Below are 16783 nucleotides of genomic sequence, written 5' to 3'. Positions count from 1 at the left end.
AGCCGCATAGGGTGTCACTCTCCCCCTGCCCGAGGTTTGGCCATGTATCACGCTCTCATTACCGCCCTGTACACACAACTTGGATTTCCGCTTCCGGTGGCCGGACAGACAGCCACCACCCTCGCCATCAACGACGAGCTGGTGCTGACGCTGGCAGAGGATGAGGGCCATCTGGTGATCTATCTGCTGCTACCGGGCCACTCCATGCCCAACACGCCCCTGCTAAACCACCTTGGCGACGAGCCGGTGTTTCTGCTGGATCAGACCGAGCAGGGAGAGACCCTAATCTGGGCCCGCGAGTGGCTCGATCATCTGACGGTCGACAGCCTGCTGCTACTGCTCGAGCGGGCCATCGAGCTGGCTGCCGAACTGCTGACCCACCAGCACGACAGGGAGCAATCGACACAGCCACAACAACCCGCCTCCACAACCGCCACCATCAGGGTCTAGCGCCCCCATTCTGGTCACTGTCTCGCAAAATCGAGATTTATCTTGTTTGGCATGGGTTTAGTCATTGCGGCTCAATCGGGAATTGTTAGAATTTACCCCTCTCTATAAAGAGGTAGGAAATGCCTGCGTTGTTGCGCATGCTGGCCAATCTGGCGCTGGGGGGATTCTTCCTCGCCTCTGCCGGGTTCAAGCTGGCCTCCCCCGCCCTGTTCATCGAGCAGATCGGCGCCTTTGGCCTGCTCTGGCCACCGCTGATCCCGTTCGCCGCCTGGGGGCTGATTGCCCTTGAGCTCTGCGCAGGCCTCGCGGTGATCGCCAACCGGCGCTGGGGGCTCTGGCTGGTGATCGGGCTGCTCGCCCTGTTTATTCCGGTGTTGGGCTATGGCGTTGCCATCGGGCTCGACATCTCTTGCGGCTGTCTGGGCAGGGCTGATCTCAGCTCGTTGCCGGAGGCCATTGTGCGGGATCTGCTGCTACTGACGCTTGCGGGCGCCCTGCTGCGAACTTCCCGCCCCGTTTTTCCCGTTCCAAAGGAGTAGTGACATGATGACATTGCGATCCCGCACTCTGCTGGCCTCGCTGATCGCCGCCAGCTTTGCCCTCGCGGGCTGTGGCGACAACCAGTTCGAGCAGGAGGTGAAGCTGGAACAATCGGCTGTACAGCTGGCACAGGAAGCGCAGCAGGGGGGCTATCAGCTGCTGACCGTGGCCGAGCTGAAAACCCGGATGGACAAGGGCGAGGAGCTGGTGATCATCGACACCATGCCCTATGAGGACTCCTACAAGAAGGAGCACATCCCGGGCGCCAAGAACTTTGCCTTTGTGAAAGAGGCCAAGGCTGGTGACAACTGGAGCGAGATCGTCGAGGGAAGCGGCACGGCGGAACAGTTCCAGGCACTGCTGGGTGAAGACAAGTCCCGCCCGGTGGTGATCTACTGCGGCTTCGTCAAGTGCGGCCGCAGCCACAATGCCGCCGCCTGGGCGGTGACTCAGGGCTATCAGCAGGTCTATCGGGTGCCGGGCGGCATCTTCGCCTGGAAAGGGGCCGGTTACCCCGTCTCTGCCGAGTAAGCGCGTCTGCTCATAAGGTAATACAGTCGACATAAAAGAAGCCCGCAACTGCGGGCTTCTTTCATATTGGACAACTCTCGGGGTTAGCTGGCGGCCTGCGTCTGCATCGTCTCCACGTTGGCCAGCTGCTGCTTGCCCAGCAACCGCTTGGTGATCATCGCCGCCATGATGGAGCCGTTGACGTTGAGAGCGGTACGGCCCATATCCACCAGCGGCTCGATGGCGATCATCACCCCCACCAGCGCGATGGGGAAGTTGAGGGTGGAGAGCACGATCAGCGCGGCGAAGGTGCCGCCACCGCCGACGCCAGCCACCCCGATGGAGCCCAGCGCAATGACCGGCAGCAGGGTGAGCAGGAACAGGGGATCAAACGGGTTGATGCCGAGCATGGGGGCAATCATCGCCACCATCATGGCCGGATAGATGCCAGCACAACCGTTCTGCCCCAAATTGGCACCGAACGAGGCGGCAAAGTTGGCGATGCTGGCGGGCACCCCAAGGCGCTGCTGGGTCTCGATGCTGAGGGGGATGGAGGCGGCGCTGCTGCGGGAGACAAAAGCGAAGGTGAGCACACCCCACACTTCCCGCAGATAGTGCAGCGGGTTCTGGCCGATCAGCAGCAGGATCACCATGTGTACCGCAAACATCGCCAGAATGGCGACGTAGCAGACCAGAATAAAGCCGAGCAGGCTGAGGATCTCGCTCAGGGGATAGTGGGCCACCACCCGGGCGATCAGCGCCATCACGCCATAAGGGGTGAGCGCAATCACCACCCGCACCATCTTCATCACCCACAACTGCAGGGTGTCGATGGCCACGGCGGCGCGAGCACCCGCCTCCGGGTGCTCCGCCTTCATCTGGAGCAGAGCAACCCCGGCCAACACGGTGAAGATCACCACCCCGATCATCGAGAGGCTACGGCTACCCGCCATATCGGCGGCAAAGTTGGTGGGCACCAGCGAGAGCAGCAGGGCAGGCAGAGTCTGGGCACTGTCGATGGTGCTCATGCTCTGTTGCAGGGTGGCGCTGTCGCTACCGTGACTCAACAACCCGGCTGCGGTGAGACCGCTCAGGTGGGTAATGGTCATCCCCACCACACCGGCGATCATCACCAACGTCAGCATGGAGCCGATCAGCACGGCGCTGATCTTGCCAAGGGACTGGGCCTGCTCCAGCTTGTTGATGGCGGAGAGGATGGAAGTGAACACCAGCGGCATCATCACCACCTTGAGCAGACTGACATAGCCACCGCCGATGATATTGACCCACTCCAGGGTCTGCTGGACGCCGGCATCATCGGCGCCCCACCCCAATTGCAGCGCCAGCCCGAACAGGGCGCCAAGCAGCAGACCCGCAAGTACCTTGCGCGAGAGCGGCACAGTAGAGGGAATCCGGGTCAGGGCAAAACAGAGCAGACAGAAAACAAGCGATGCAATCAGGACAAACATCATGAGTACCTGTAGTGGCCATCAGGCCGAAAGTGGATAGAAACGAAGGGAAATGCGGGCTGGGCCGCAGAACAAAACGCCGGAATGCAGGAGAGTGCTGGCGTGAAAAAGCAGCGGACGCCCGAGGGGGCGTCCGCTGGCAATCGGGGGAATTACTTCTTTACGGGGGCGTCGTACTGTTCGGGTTCGTCGCTATAGACGCAGACATTCCACTTGGCGGCCAAACCATCTTCCGCCAGACAGTAACGCTCGAAGAAAGCCTTGATCTCCGCGCGCTGGCAGTGGGCTTCAAAGGCTGCCATATCTTGCCAAATCTCGTTGAACACGATCGGGAAGCTCTCCCCCTCGGCAAACGGGCTCGCGATGTGGCGGGTCACCCGATATTGCAGGCAGCCATCCTCACGCAGGGTGTTGGGCTCGAGCGCCTGCAGCACCTGAAACAGGGCCTGCTCCTGACCGGGTTTGGGCAGGAATTGGGCAATGCAGTAAACCTTCTTGGACATGGGGTCCTCCTGGTTGTGGCGGGCTCAGGCTTGCTGCAGCGTGACCACTTGATTGTCGATAAGGCGGGCCTTGCCAAGATAAGCGGCCATCAGGATCACCAGCTGCGCGCTCTCATCTGTGGCGGATTCGAGGGTGGCGGCATCGACGATGTCGATGGCATCGGTGCGAAAACCGGCATTGTCGAGACGCTGGCTGGCCTGCGCCACCAAGGAGGGCAGATGGTGGTCACCCGCTTCAATCTGCTCGGCGATCCAGTTCATGGTGCGCGCCAGCTCGGGGGCGATGGCCCGCTCGGCGGCAGTCAGATAGCCGTTGCGGGAAGAGAGTGCCAGCCCGTCTTCGGCCCGCACGGTGGGCACGCCGACGATCTCGATGGGCATCGCCATGTCGGCCACCATCTTGCGAATAAGCGCCAGCTGCTGGTAATCCTTCTGGCCAAAGCAGGCCACATCAGGCTGCACCAGATTGAACAGCTTGGTGACGACGGTACTGACCCCGCGGAAGTGACCCGGACGCAGCGCCCCCTCCAGCAGATTGGAGAGACCCGGCACCTCGACGAAGGTCTGGCTGGCCAGCCCCTGCGGATACATGATCTCCGGGGTCGGGGTGAACACCATGTCGACGCCGGCCGCTTCCAGCGCAGCGCAATCCTGCTCCAGAGTGCGCGGGTAGTTGGCGAGATCCTCGGCCTTGTCGAACTGCATCGGGTTGACGAAGATGCTGACCACCACCTTCTCGGCGTGACTGTGCGCCTCTTTCACCAGCGTCAGGTGGCCCTGATGCAGGTTACCCATGGTGGGCACGAATGCGATGGCACGCCCTTCACGGCGCCATTGGCTGATCTGCTCACGCAGAACGACGGGATTATTTACGACCAACATCAGCAGTTCACCTTCCGATAAATCAAAAAGAGAGACGGGTTGCATCTACCGGTAGCGCTCGGGCGGGATGGGGCACGAACATGGCTATCAGCAGTTCACCTTTAGATGAATCAATAAGATACGGATTAGCTATACGGATTAACTGTGCGAGGCTGACAAGCAGAGACGGGGCCGCAGCCCCCATCATGCAACCGCCGGGATCAGTTGAAGCAGTGCTCCGGGCCGGGGAAGCTCCCCTCGCTCACCTGCTGCACATAGAGGCGGATGGCGGCACGCACATCGCCGGTCTCGGCCAGGAAGTTCTTGGTGAACTTGGGCACATAGCCGGAGGTGACGCCAAAGGCATCGTGCATCACCAAAATCTGACCGTCGGTCGCGGGGCCGGCACCAATGCCGATCACCGGGATGCGAAGCGCCTTGGTGATGCGCTCGGCCAGCGCAGTGGGCACACACTCGAGCACCAGCAGCTGGATACCGGCCGCTTGCAGTTCGAGGGCCTGACGGTAGATCTCCTGGGCTTGAAACTCATCGCGCCCCTGCACCTTGAATCCACCAAAGACATGAACGGATTGCGGGGTGAGGCCGAGGTGACCACACACCGGCACCCCGTTGCGGGTGAGGTGGCGGATGGAGTCACACAGCCAGTCGCCCCCTTCCATCTTCACCATGCGGGCACCGGCCGCCATCAGGCGGGCAGCGTTCTGGTAAGTCTGCTCGGGGGTGGCGTAGCTCATGAACGGCATGTCGGCGACCACCAGTGCCTTGCTGGCACCGCGCGCCACACAGCGGGTGTGATAGACCATCTCATCCATGTTGACCGCCAGGGTATCCTGACCCCCTTGCAGCACCATGCCCAGCGAATCGCCGATAAGCAGCACGTGGGCCCCCTCGTCGTCGAACAGCTTGGCAAAGGTGGCATCATAGGCGGTGATGGCGGTGAACTTTTGACCGTCCTGCTTCATCTTCAGCAGGCTGGCGGTGGTGATCTTGCTCATAGAGGCTCCTGTACGTCTGCACGCGGGGCAATGATGGCCAAATCATTGTGCGGGCAGCGGGCAACCAGTCGGGCGAGCGGGGTGCCGCAGGGCAGCACCAGAGCAGGCGCAATTTCGGCAAGGGGCAGCAGCACGAACTCCCGCTCCTTGATGCCGTAGTGGGGTACGATCAGGCGCTCATGGTTGATCACCTGATCCCCATAGAGCAGCAGATCGAGATCCAGGGTTCTGGGTCCCCACCGCTCATCTTTGCGCACACGTCCCTGTTCCAGCTCGATTTTTTGTAATTGATCCAGCAGCGCAAGGGGCGCGAGCCGGGTATTGAGCCGGGCCACGGCATTGACGTAGTCCGGCTGGTCAGCAGGCCCCATGGGGCGGCTGCTGTAAAACGACGAGGCCTCCACCAGCACAGATTCCGGCAACCTTGCCAACGCGGCAACGGCGCGACGAGCCTGACCCAGCGGATCAGACAGGTTGGAACCAATGGCGATGAAGACCTCGGTCATCACGTCTGTTGTCACTCGGCCACTTTCGGTTTGCGGCGGCGCGGACGGCGGCGGTTACGGCTGTTGCTGCTGCGCTTCTCGCCATCGTGGCTGCGAGCCTCGCCGCGCTCACCGCTTGCCGGGCGACGGGTCGCTTCACGCTGCAGTTGCGGGCGCACATCCGGATTGGAGGCAACATAGCGCTCCCACCAGCTGGCCAGCTCGCCGAGACCGCGCTCGACCCGGTTGCGCAGCAACAGGAAGTCGAACGCCGCGCGGAACTTGGGATGCTCCATGGCGCGCTCGGGGTGCTTGCCCTGACGACGGGTCAGACGCTGTTGCAGTGCCCAGATGTCGCGGACATCTGTGGTGAAACGGCGGGGAACGGCGATGATCCGCACCTGATTGTCCAGCACCTCGTTGATCGCCAGCATGAAGGCGTCATACCAGGGCAGGCCGCTCTCGTTCTCCAGCACCCGACCACGGGCCTCGACGCAGCCCCACAGCAGGGTGGCGTAGAGGAAGGCGGGAGTTACGCGCTTGTCTTCACGAACGCGGGTATCGGTATCGATCAGTGCCTGCTCGATAAACTGCTCGTAGGGCGAGTTGCCGTGCGGGGTAAACAGCGCAGCCACTTGCGGGAAGAGCTGCTGGAACAGGCCATACTCGCGCAGCAGTTTGTAGGTCGCCAGACCGTCGCCAGCCAGGAACAGCTTGAGGGTCTCCTCAAACAGGCGGGCAGCCGGGATGTCTTGCAGCAGTGGCGCCAGCTCCTTGATGGGGGCGGCAGTACGCGGGCTGATGGTCATATCCAGCTTGGCGGCAAAGCGCACAGCGCGCAGCATACGCACCGGATCTTCACGATAACGGGTCTCGGGATCGCCGATCAGCTCAAGCTTGCGCTCGGCCAGATCTTCCAGACCCCCTTCGAAATCGTGCAGGGTGAAATCTTTGGCGCTGTAGTAGAGGGCGTTGACGGTAAAGTCGCGGCGCTCGGCATCCTCTTCGATGGTGCCGTAGACGTTGTCGCGCAGCAGCATGCCTTCATCAGACTGGGCCGACACATGTTTGCTGGTATTGACCTGATGGTGGTGACCCCGGAAGGTGGCCACTTCGATCACGTCACGACCAAAGACAATGTGGGCCAGGCGGAAACGACGGCCAATCAGGCGGCAGTTGCTGAACAGCGCCTTGATCTGCTCCGGCGTCGCATCGGTTGCGATGTCGAAATCCTTGGGCGTCTTCCCGAGCAGCAGATCCCGGACTCCGCCGCCGACCAGGTAGGCCTCATAGCCCCCTTTGTTCAGGCGATAGAGCACCTTGAGTGCATTCTCGCTGATCTCTTTGCGCGAAATAGGGTGCTGATCACGGCTTAAGGTACGACGTTGACCGGCGACACGGGCTGGAATGGGGGATTCCACCGACTGCTCGCCGTCTTCCTTGCCGAGCACCTTGCGGCAAAAGTTTGCGATCTGGGAAAAAATGGTACACCTCTTCATGACTTCTAAATTGACGGGAGGCCAAAAAATAGCGGCCTATCATAGCTCACGCCTAACCAAATGAAAAACCGTGCTGACAATTGATCCCGCATGAAACCGTCTGCCAGCGAAAATAGCGGTCAATCTGCACATAGCTCACGCCTGCACAAATGAAAAACCATGTGGCTACTTCAGCTCATTTGAATCAAACCGAGCCAAAAAATAGCCGTCTATCTGCGCATAGCTCACGTCCTATTACACGAAAACCGACTCTTTTTACTCAAGGTCCAGCGGGATTTTCTCGCTGGCGGGCACCCGTTCTAGCCGCCAGTTGGCGATGCCCCACTCGATGATCTCGTCGATCCGGCTCGTCATCAGCTCGGGCGGCGGGCACTGGCCGAGGAAGTGCAGCGCCTGCCACAGGGCCGGTCGCACCTCATCAAGCGCCAGTGCCGGCGCATGGTTCTGCTTGGAGAGCTTGTTGCCATCTGCCAGCACCGCCAGCGGCAGATGCACCCAGTCGGGCACCGGCGCCCCCAGGGTCTGGTAGAGGGCAATCTGGCGCACCGTGGGCTCCAGCAGATCGGCACCGCGCACTATCTCGGTGATGCCGCTGTCCATATCATCCACCACCACCGCCAGGTTGTAGGCGTAGAGCCCGTCGCGGCGACGGATAATGAAATCCTCCTCGGCGAGCGCCGCCGGTACCGCGATATGGCCCTGCAAGCGATCGTCGAAGTGGTAGACCGGATGGTGCTGGCGCAGCCGGGCGGCGCAACCTTCGGCCGCAAGCCCGAGGGTGCGGCAGTGGCCGCTGTAGAAACCGCCCGCGGCCATGATTTCTCGCCGGGTGCAACGGCACCAGTAGAGGTCCCCCTCCCGATAGAGCTGGTCGATGATCTCGTCATAACGGCCGTGGCGCGCGCTCTGGAACATCACCTCCCCATCCCACTCGAGGCCATATGACTCAAGAGTCTTGAGGATCAGGTGCGCTGCCCCTGCCATTTCCCGCGGCGGATCGATATCTTCGATGCGTACCAACCAGCGTCCCTGCTGCGCTCTGGCCTGCAAAAAGCTGCCGAGGGCGGCGATCAGCGAACCGAAATGAAGCGGGCCTGAGGGTGAGGGGGCAAAGCGGCCGACATAGGGACGTACAAGGGGTGAGGACGGGGGATTCACTGGCATGACTATTCGGGTAAGCGATTCATTGAGGCTGCATTCTGGGGCGCGACCGCCAAAAGCTCAATAAAAAAGGGAGCCCGCGAGCTCCCTTTTTCATATACCAGAGGGTCGGGATCAACCGGCCATCTGTTTTTCCTTGATCTCGGCCAGCGTCTTGCAATCGACACAGAGGTCGGCAGTCGGACGGGCTTCCAGACGACGGATACCGATCTCGATACCGCAGTGTTCGCAGTAACCGAAATCATCGTCTTCAAGCAGCTGCAAGGTCTTCTCGATCTTCTTGATCAGCTTGCGTTCACGGTCGCGGGTACGCAGTTCAAGAGCGAACTCTTCTTCTTGCGCGGCACGATCCACGGGATCCGGGAAGTTGGCAGCCTCGTCTTTCATATGGTCGACGGTACGATCAACTTCCTGCATCAGTTGGTTGCGCCAGGCACCCAGGATCTTGCGAAAATGCGCCTTTTGTTGGTCATTCATGTACTCCTCACCCGGCTTTTCCTGGTAAGGCGCGACACCCGCAATGGCCAGGGGGCCCAGAGATTTCCTGTTTTCGCCTGTTGGCATGCCCTGTCTCCTAATTCAGCACGCTACCCGTGCCATCCATAAATTGAGGGCGACATCTATAGCAGAAGGGTAACGGGTAAGCAAACGAGCCGTACCAATAATGTTACCCACTCCAATATTTATGCACTCCCCTCGGGTAACAGGTGACCAGATTCAAACGGGATAAACCCTTGAGCCACCATGCCTTGCACCCCAACATGGGGCCGATAGCATAAAATTTCAACCCCCGCCGCGATTGCCTGCTCAATTAGCAGACTATAGTGCGGATCTATATGGGTTGCAGGGCGCATCCGGCTTATTCCGGAGTGCAACACCATAAATAGCAGCACGGCCCTGTGGCCCGCTGCTTTCATCGCCATCAACTCGCGCAAATGCTTGGCACCACGGGCGGTGACCGCATCGGGGAAGTAGCCCATACCCGGATCTTCACGTTCGTCGAGCAGGGTGACCGATTTTACCTCGATGTAACAATTGCCCTTCTCGTCATCTTCCAGCAACAGATCGATGCGACTATTCTCTTCGCCATACTTCACCTCGGTGCGCAACCGGCAGTACCCCGCCAGCGGAGCGATGGCCTCCTGCTCGATCAGCTCCCGGGCAATCTGGTTGGCGCGCGCCGTGTTGACGCAGATAAAGTGGCCCGCCGGGCTCTCGGCGATCTCCCAGCTGTTGGGCAGCTTGCGCTTGGGGTTATCGGAGGTGGAGTACCAGACCCGAGTACCCGGATCGGCACAACCGGTCATGGCACCGGTATTGGCGCAATGGATGGTAATGACCTCGCCGTTATCGAGTTGCACATCGGTCAGAAAGCGCTTGTAGCGGGCCACCAGCTGGCCCGATTGCAGGGGGGGATCAAAGATCACGGGTTAGCCCTCCGCGCGTCTTCTTTTACCCGGGCGCGCAGCGGCCAGCAGGCAAGCGGCTCGTAGCGTACCCCGTCCGGAGTCGAGATGGATTGATAGAGGCAGAACTCATCGGCCTGCAGCAGAAAATTTGGGGCAGGCAGGATGGCCGGAGCCTCACCCGCCTTGCGCGACAGGGTGACATGGGGGCGATAACCCTGCTCGCCATTGCCAAGGCGCAACTTCTCGCCGTGACGGCGCAGCGCCTTTGCCAGCACGGTCAGCTCGTTGGGCCACTCCTTCGGGCCAATCCAGGCAGCCTTGGCCCGGCTGAACCAGCCGGTCTCATCCAGCCTGATGGAGAGCGGCGGACAGTGCTGACGCTCCACGGCGGCGATCAGGCGGCGGGTGGTCAACTCGTCAGCCTCACCCAGAAATGCCAGGGTCAGGTGGAGGTTGGCTTGCGGCACCGGCTGACCGGGCCAGGGCAGCTGATCGCGCCAGGCGATGAGCTCGGGGGCGAGCTCCTTGACGGGCAGGGCAAAGAAGAGTTTGGCCATGTGGTGATAATGCCTTTTTCACGCTCATTGGATGGGCCCATTCTATGGCAGCTATCCGGCCATGTCTCGCCAGCCTCCCGCCCGAGTGGCCATATCCGCACATCCACTCACGGTGGCACGGGCGGCTGTGGCAGAATAGGCGCCGTTTTACCGGTTGCCACAGAAGGTGCTCATCGCTTTGTCCCAGCTCCCCATCGTTTCGGTATTGCCCGAACTCTTTGCCGCCCTCGACAGCCACACCAGCGTGATCCTGCAGGCGCCACCCGGCGCGGGCAAATCGACCATGCTGCCGCTGGAGCTGGTGCGTCAGAACCGGCTACCCGGCCGCATCATCATGCTGGAACCAAGGCGCCTTGCGGCGCGCAATATCGCCACTTTTCTGGCGCGCCAACTGGGGGAGAAGGTGGGCGAGCGCATCGGCCTGCGAGTGCGTGGCGAGAGCCGCACCAGCGCAGCAACCCGGCTCGAGATCGTCACCGAAGGGGTACTGACCCGGATGTTGCAGCAAGACCCGGAGCTGACTGGCGTTTCGCTGGTGATCTTCGATGAGTTCCACGAACGCAGTCTGCACGCCGATACCGCGCTGGCCTTCGCCATCGAGAGCCAGCAGGGATTGCGCGATGACCTCAAGCTCCTGGTGATGTCCGCTACCCTGGATGGCATGGCACTCGAGACCTTGCTGCCGGATGCCCCTGTGGTTCGCTCCGAGGGGCGCGGCTTTCCCATCGACTACCACTACCGCCCCGCCAATCGCCAGCAGTGGCTGGAGCCGCAGGTCGGCGCCGTGGTACTCGAAGCGCTGGCCGCTCAAGATGGCAGCCTGCTGGTCTTTCTGCCGGGACAGGGTGAGATCGAGCGGTTGGCGCAGTGGTTGGCAGACAAACTGCCGGACGACGTGACCCTCGCCCCCCTCTACGGCCGCCTCGACATGGCGGCACAGCAAGCGGCCATCGAACCGGCGCCTGCCGGCCGCCGTAAGCTGGTGCTTACCACCAATGTGGCGGAGACCTCGCTCACCATCGAAGGCGTCTCTGTCGTTATCGACAGCGGGCTGGAAAGACGGGCCTCCTATGATCTGAAAAGCGGTGTCACCCGACTGGAGACTCGCCAGATAGCCAAATCCTCCGCCACCCAGCGGGCCGGTCGCGCCGGTCGTCTCGGCCCCGGCGTCTGCTACCGGCTCTGGAGCAGCGAGGTGCAGGAGCGGCTCGCCGAGCAGAGCCCGCCAGATATTCTCACTCAGGAGCTGACCGGCCTGCTGCTGGACGCCGCCCAGTGGGGAGCAAAGGTAGAAGATCTGCCGCTGCTGGACATGCCCCCCGCCGCTGCGGTGGCCAGCGCCCAGTGGCTGCTGGTGGCCCTTGGCGCCATGAAGCCGGAGGGTGAGCAACAACTCACTGCCGCTGGCCGCGCCATGGCCGCCTTCGGTACCCACCCTCGCCTCGCCCGCATGCTGCTGCGCGCCCGCGAGCTGGAGTCCGAGGGTCTGACAGGGATTGTCGCCGATGCCGCATATCTGGTGGCGTTGCAGGAAGAAGATCTGCGAGGATCGGAGCGCCTCTCTGTGCTGTTCCACCGCCGTCAAAGTGCCCTGCGTCAGGGGGCGGCCCGCTGGTTTGAGCGGCTTGGCGTGCGCCCTGCCAATGCGCAGGGTCAGTGGCTGGGGCTACTCTGTGCCCTCGCCTGGCCGGATCGCATCGGCAAACTGCGTAGTGGCTGTCGCTATCAACTCAGTGGTGGGGTGAGCTGCGATCTGGTAGAAGGTCATCCCTGTCAGGGGCAAGCCGCCCTTATCGCCATCGAGATGGGGCAGAACGATCGCGGCAGCCGCATCTTTATCGCCGAACCGGTCGATCTGGACGAGCTGGTACGCCTGCTGCCGGAACTGGTAAGCGAACGGCAGTGGTTCGACTGGGATGAACGGGAAGAGCGGGTGCGCGCCGAACGCCAGCAGGTGATCGGCGAGCTGGTGCTGAGCCAGCGACCGCTGACCGAACTCTCTGACGAGCAGAAAGGACGCTGCCTGCTGCAAGGCATTCGCCGCAAGGGGCTGCATGTGCTGCCGTGGGACGAGAGCGGCGAAGGGCTGCTGGCCCGCCTGCGGTGCGCCCGCGACTGGCTGCCCGATGAGGGGTGGCCCGCCATGGATGACGACAGCCTGCTGGCCACGCTGGAACAGTGGCTGCTGCCAGCGGTGAGCGGTATGACACGGCTGGAGCAGCTGAAGAGGCTCAATATGAGCGACATCCTGCGCCAATCCCTGCCCTGGCCGTTGCCCAAACGGCTGGACGAGGCGCTGCCGAGCCACTTTGCAGCGCCCACCGGCAGCCGGGTGCGGATCCGCTATCAGCCAGGGCAAGCACCGGTGATCCCGGTACGCATTCAGGAGATGTTCGGGCAAGGTTCGACCCCCTGCGTGGCCGATGGCAGGGTGCCGCTGGTGGTGGAGCTGCTCTCCCCCGCCCAGCGGCCGCTACAGATCACCGCCGATCTGGCCGCCTTCTGGACTGGCTCTTACGAGCAGGTGAAGAAAGAGATGAAGGGGCGCTATCCCCGCCACTACTGGCCTGACAATCCGCTGGAAGCGATGCCGACCAAGTTCACCAAGAAGAAGATGGGCATCTAGGTTCGACGGGTTAATCCCGCTCGGACGTTCGCGAATGCGACATAACAAGTAGAAAGGAAAGCAAAGAGGATTTATGGCAACCCAACGACGCAAGCGTGCCCCCAAGAAGGCAGCGCCCAAACGCACCATCTGGCGCAAGCTGTTCTGGCTTGGCTTCAAGCTCTCTCTGGTGGTGGCGGCCTTTATGGTGGTGTTTGGCATCTACCTCGATACCAAGGTGCGCGAGCGCTTCGATGGCGAGAAGTGGCAGCTGCCGGTGATGGTCTACAGCCGTCCGCTGGAGCTCTACCCCAGCCAGCGCCTGTCGCGGGACCAGATGCTGCGCGAGCTCAACATGCTGAGCTACAAGCAGGTGCGCCAGCCTCACACGCCGGGTGAATACACCATCAACGGCAACCGCATCGAGCTGATTCGCCGTCCGTTCGAGTTCTATGACGGCGCCGATGGTGCCCGCGGCCTGCGCCTCACCTTCAACGGTCCGCGCCTTGAGGGGATCCAGTCGCTGGAGAACCAGCGCCAGCTCGGTTACGCCCAGATGGACCCGGTGCTGCTCGATCGCCTCAATACCGAGGATCGGGAAGATCGCCTGCTGGTGCGCATCGCCGAGGTGCCCGACAGCCTGCTGGTGACCCTGCTCACCACCGAAGATCGCGACTTCTACCAGCATGGCGGCGTCTCGCCGGTGGCCATCATGCGCGCCATGTTTGCCAACCTGATCGCGGGTCGCACCGTGCAGGGGGGCAGTACCCTCACCCAGCAGCTGGCCAAAAACTTCTTCCTGACCCGTGAGCGCAGCCTGTGGCGAAAACTGCAGGAAGCCTATATGGCTGTGCTGATCGACTATCGCTACAGCAAGGACGAGATCCTCGAGTCCTACCTCAACGAGGTCTATCTGGGACAAAACTTCTCGCAAGGGGTCTACGGTTTTGGCCTCGCCTCCTACTTCTACTTCGGCATTCCGGTCAACGAGCTGGATATCGATCAGGTCGCCCTGCTGGTCGGTCTGGTGAAGGGCCCCTCCTATTACGACCCATGGCGCTTCCCGGAGCGGGCCAAAACCCGCCGTGATCTGGTGCTGAAGCTGCTGATGGATCACGGCAGCCTGACTCAGGCCGAATATGAGCTGGCCAGCCGTCAGCCCCTCGGCATCATCGCCCGCGGCCAGATGAGCTATGGCCGCACCCCGGCCTTTATGGGACTGCTCAAGCGTGAGATCCAGAGCCGGTTCGGTGCCGATCTGCTCAAGCAGTCCGGCCTCAAGATCTTCACCAGCCTCGACCCCATCGCCCAGCACGCGGCCGAGCGGGCGGTCGAATCGGGCCTCGCCGATATCGAGAAGCTGCGCGGCAAGAAGAAGCTGGAGGCGGCCATGGTGGTCTCCGACTGGCACAAGGGCGAAGTAGTCGCGCTGGTGGGTGGCCGGGATCCCCGCTACGCCGGGTTCAACCGGGCGCTGGATGCCCGCCGCCAGATCGGCTCGCTGGTGAAACCGGCGGTCTACCTGACCGGCCTCTCCAACGGCCTGACCCTGGCGACCCCGCTCAAAGATCAGCCGATCCGTATTCGCGGTCAGGATGGTCAGGTCTGGACGCCGCAGAACTACGATCGCAAGTTCCGCCAGAGCGTGCCGCTGATGGATGCGTTGGCCAGCTCCCTCAACGTGCCGACCGTCAATCTGGGTCTGCAGGTGGGGCTGGAGAAGGTAGTCGACACCCTGCACAAGCTGGGAGTCCAGCAGGAGATCCAGCCCTATCCGTCGCTGGTGCTGGGGGCGGTGGCCCTCTCCCCGCTGGAGGTGAACCAGATGTATCTGCCCATCGCCAATCAGGGACTGACCCAGCCGCTGTCGGCCATTCGCGCCGTGGTGAACGGGGATGGCAGCCTGCTCTATCAGCATGATCAGACCGCCAAGCGGGTCACCGACCAGCAAGCAAGCTGGCTGACCCTGTTCGCCATGACCAAGACGGTGAGTCAGGGCACGGCCCGCGCCCTCAGTGCCAAGTTCCCGGGCGCCACCATGGCGGCCAAGACAGGCACCACCAACGAGCTGCGCGACTCCTGGTTTGCCGGGATGGACAACAACGAACTGGTCAGTATCTGGGTCGGTCGCGACGACAACACCCCGGCGGGCTTGACCGGTGCCAGCGGTGCCCTGCAGCTCTTTAGCGGCTACATGAGCCAGCGCGGCGTCAACAGTCTGGGATTGAAGATGCCGGAAGGGGTCACCTGGGCCAACTTCTCCCGCGCCAGCGGCACCCGCGTCACCAGCGACTGCCCGGGCAGCCTGCAGGTGCCGGCCAAAGCCTCCACCATGGGCTCCCCGGCCGGTTGCGCCAGCAATGCGACACCACGCAGTGCGCTGGATGACTGGTTCGGCGGTTTCTTTAACTAGATCAACGACACGGGCAGCGCAGGCTGCCCGTTCACTATGCTGCTGACAAGGAAACACCATGACCTTTCCGCTGTTTGACGCCATCCACCATGTGGCCATCATCGCCAGCGATTACCCACGCTCGCGCCACTTCTACCACGAGGTGCTGGGGCTGCCCATCATCGCCGAGACCCTGCGCGAGGCGCGCCAGTCGTGGAAACTGGATCTGGCCCTGCCGGACGGCGGCCAGCTGGAGCTGTTCAGCTTCCCCTCGCCTCCCGAGCGCCCCTCCCGCCCCGAGGCGTGCGGCCTGCGCCATCTCGCCTTTCGGGTCAGCGATCTTGACCGGGTCATCGCCCATCTGCTGGCCCATCGGGTCGAGGTAGAGCCAGTGCGGGTGGACGAGCTGACCGGCAAGCGCTTTACCTTCTTCGCCGACCCCGACGGCCTGCCGCTGGAGCTCTACGAAGCGCCGCGCTGAGCCTGAGTCGGTCAAACAGTCGGCCAAACAAAAAGCCGCTCGGTTGCAACCGGGCGGCTTTTCTTATTGCTTCAGGTTATCAGGCGGTAGTCAGCATAACGACAGCCAGCGCCATCACCATCATGCCAGCCCAGCCGATGGGCTTGAGCCGCTCACCGAAGAAGAGCAAACCGCCCAGCGCCGTACCGACGATGCCGATAGCCCCCCAGGTGGCGTAGGCAACAGCCAGGTCAATCTGGCCACCACTTACCGCTTCCGAGAGCAGGGTAAAGGCGCCGAGTACCAGCATGATCCCCAGGAAGCCCCACCCCTTGTAACGAAAACCCTTGGAGCGGTTGATGGCCATGTTGGCGCCGATATCGATCAGTGCGGCACCCAATACAATCACAAACGGACTCATGCTGTGGCCTCCGCTTCTACTGACTTGTCTGCAGGCTCATCATGGGTCTCCCCCATGGTCACCATAACAATCCCCACTATCGCGAGAGCCAGGCCAATCAGCTCCTGAACGGTCACATCGTAACCAAGGAACATGACCGACACTATGGTGATCAGGGTGATCCCGAGCCCCTCCCAGAGCGCAAACGCAATACCAATGGAGATTGTTTTGGCGGCTTTCGCCAGCAACCAGTACGAGAAACCGATCAACAGCCACATCGGGATGTAATTCATCCAGCCAGCTCCCTGCTCGGGGATCATGGCCATGCTGGAGGTACCGGCGACCTCGGTCACGATGGCGCCGGTCAAAAATAGCCGGGCCAGAAACATACGACTTAATAACATATAAGATGCCTTTGTTGCTTCGACGGGAGAGATGGTAAACGGGGAGAAGCAACTCGCGACAA

Annotated in this window: 18 protein-coding genes; 6 read left to right on the top strand and 12 right to left on the bottom strand. The window is 62.0% G+C overall.

Annotated elements, in window-relative coordinates; genetic code table 11:
* Positions 1–42: 42 nt before the first annotated feature.
* The 3 genes from G5221_RS15280 (at position 43) to G5221_RS15270 (ending at position 1521) form a co-directional block, all read left to right on the top strand.
* Positions 43–450 carry a hypothetical protein gene (locus G5221_RS15280; RefSeq protein WP_421263531.1) on the top strand — a complete coding sequence of 136 codons (408 nt, stop codon included), beginning with the start codon at positions 43–45 and terminating at the stop codon, positions 448–450.
* Positions 451–569: 119 nt separating this feature from the next.
* Positions 570–989: a MauE/DoxX family redox-associated membrane protein gene (locus tag G5221_RS15275; protein ID WP_227341381.1), complete on the top strand. Its 420-nt coding sequence runs from the start codon at positions 570–572 to the stop codon at positions 987–989.
* Positions 990–993: 4 nt separating this feature from the next.
* Positions 994–1521: a rhodanese-like domain-containing protein gene (locus G5221_RS15270; RefSeq protein WP_227341382.1), complete on the top strand. Its 528-nt coding sequence runs from the start codon at positions 994–996 to the stop codon at positions 1519–1521.
* Between the two features lie 83 nt (positions 1522–1604).
* Here the strand turns inward: G5221_RS15270 and G5221_RS15265 are convergent, their stop codons facing one another.
* The 10 genes from G5221_RS15265 to thpR all read right to left on the bottom strand — a co-directional run bounded on the left by G5221_RS15265 (position 1605) and on the right by thpR (position 10460).
* Positions 1605–2969 carry a cation:dicarboxylate symporter family transporter gene (locus tag G5221_RS15265; RefSeq protein WP_421263530.1) on the bottom strand — a complete coding sequence of 455 codons (1365 nt, stop codon included), beginning with the start codon at positions 2967–2969 and terminating at the stop codon, positions 1605–1607.
* Positions 2970–3121: 152 nt separating this feature from the next.
* Entirely contained in the window at positions 3122–3472 is a 351-nt protein-coding gene (locus G5221_RS15260) for a putative quinol monooxygenase (protein ID WP_005354654.1), read from the bottom strand.
* A 24-nt stretch (positions 3473–3496) separates the two neighbouring features.
* A complete protein-coding gene (gene panC / locus G5221_RS15255; protein ID WP_005335639.1) occupies positions 3497–4354 on the bottom strand; it encodes a pantoate--beta-alanine ligase in 858 nt (285 codons plus the stop codon).
* Between the two features lie 200 nt (positions 4355–4554).
* Positions 4555–5349 carry a 3-methyl-2-oxobutanoate hydroxymethyltransferase gene (panB, locus tag G5221_RS15250; protein ID WP_042063124.1) on the bottom strand — a complete coding sequence of 265 codons (795 nt, stop codon included), beginning with the start codon at positions 5347–5349 and terminating at the stop codon, positions 4555–4557.
* Complete coding sequence (gene folK / locus G5221_RS15245) at positions 5346–5855, bottom strand: 2-amino-4-hydroxy-6-hydroxymethyldihydropteridine diphosphokinase (RefSeq protein ID WP_227343100.1); 510 nt, start codon at positions 5853–5855, stop codon at positions 5346–5348. The genes panB and folK overlap by 4 nt, the downstream gene beginning before the upstream one ends.
* Positions 5856–5866: 11 nt before the next feature.
* On the bottom strand, positions 5867–7333 hold the full coding sequence (gene pcnB / locus G5221_RS15240; protein WP_005335642.1) for a polynucleotide adenylyltransferase PcnB: 1467 nt from the start codon (positions 7331–7333) through the stop codon (positions 5867–5869).
* Between the two features lie 255 nt (positions 7334–7588).
* Positions 7589–8497: a tRNA glutamyl-Q(34) synthetase GluQRS gene (gluQRS, locus tag G5221_RS15235; protein ID WP_421263529.1), complete on the bottom strand. Its 909-nt coding sequence runs from the start codon at positions 8495–8497 to the stop codon at positions 7589–7591.
* Positions 8498–8608: 111 nt separating this feature from the next.
* Positions 8609–9058, bottom strand: coding sequence for an RNA polymerase-binding protein DksA (gene dksA / locus G5221_RS15230; protein ID WP_005335644.1), 450 nt, complete (start codon positions 9056–9058; stop codon positions 8609–8611).
* Positions 9059–9177: 119 nt separating this feature from the next.
* A complete protein-coding gene (gene sfsA / locus G5221_RS15225; RefSeq protein WP_421263528.1) occupies positions 9178–9921 on the bottom strand; it encodes a DNA/RNA nuclease SfsA in 744 nt (247 codons plus the stop codon).
* A complete protein-coding gene (gene thpR, locus G5221_RS15220) occupies positions 9918–10460 on the bottom strand; it encodes an RNA 2',3'-cyclic phosphodiesterase (RefSeq protein WP_064335479.1) in 543 nt (180 codons plus the stop codon). The genes sfsA and thpR overlap by 4 nt, the downstream gene beginning before the upstream one ends.
* 178 nt (positions 10461–10638) lie before the next feature.
* Between thpR and hrpB the strand changes: the two genes are divergently transcribed.
* The 3 genes from hrpB to G5221_RS15205 all read left to right on the top strand — a co-directional run bounded on the left by hrpB (position 10639) and on the right by G5221_RS15205 (position 15938).
* The gene (gene hrpB, locus G5221_RS15215) at positions 10639–13086 is read left to right on the top strand and encodes an ATP-dependent helicase HrpB (RefSeq protein ID WP_421263527.1); all 2448 of its coding nucleotides are present in this window, start codon (positions 10639–10641) and stop codon (positions 13084–13086) included.
* A 73-nt stretch (positions 13087–13159) separates the two neighbouring features.
* Complete coding sequence (gene mrcB / locus G5221_RS15210) at positions 13160–15478, top strand: penicillin-binding protein 1B (protein ID WP_115521739.1); 2319 nt, start codon at positions 13160–13162, stop codon at positions 15476–15478.
* Positions 15479–15536: 58 nt separating this feature from the next.
* On the top strand, positions 15537–15938 hold the full coding sequence (locus G5221_RS15205) for a VOC family protein (RefSeq protein WP_421263526.1): 402 nt from the start codon (positions 15537–15539) through the stop codon (positions 15936–15938).
* Positions 15939–16017: 79 nt separating this feature from the next.
* Here the strand turns inward: G5221_RS15205 and G5221_RS15200 are convergent, their stop codons facing one another.
* Together G5221_RS15200 and G5221_RS15195 are read right to left on the bottom strand one after the other, a co-directional pair.
* On the bottom strand, positions 16018–16338 hold the full coding sequence (locus tag G5221_RS15200) for an SMR family transporter (protein ID WP_005335659.1): 321 nt from the start codon (positions 16336–16338) through the stop codon (positions 16018–16020).
* Positions 16335–16721, bottom strand: a complete 387-nt coding sequence (locus tag G5221_RS15195; protein ID WP_005335660.1) for a DMT family transporter — start codon at positions 16719–16721, stop codon at positions 16335–16337. Before G5221_RS15195 ends, G5221_RS15200 begins: the two co-directional genes overlap by 4 nt.
* Between the last annotated feature and the right edge of the window lie 62 nt (positions 16722–16783).

This window comes from Aeromonas sp. 602200 (genome assembly GCF_049173895.1).
In the GTDB taxonomy this organism is placed as follows: Bacteria; Pseudomonadota; Gammaproteobacteria; order Enterobacterales; family Aeromonadaceae; genus Aeromonas; species Aeromonas veronii_A.
The sequence above is the reverse complement of the archived record's forward strand: the minus strand, read 5'-3'. Positions and strand labels throughout refer to the sequence as shown.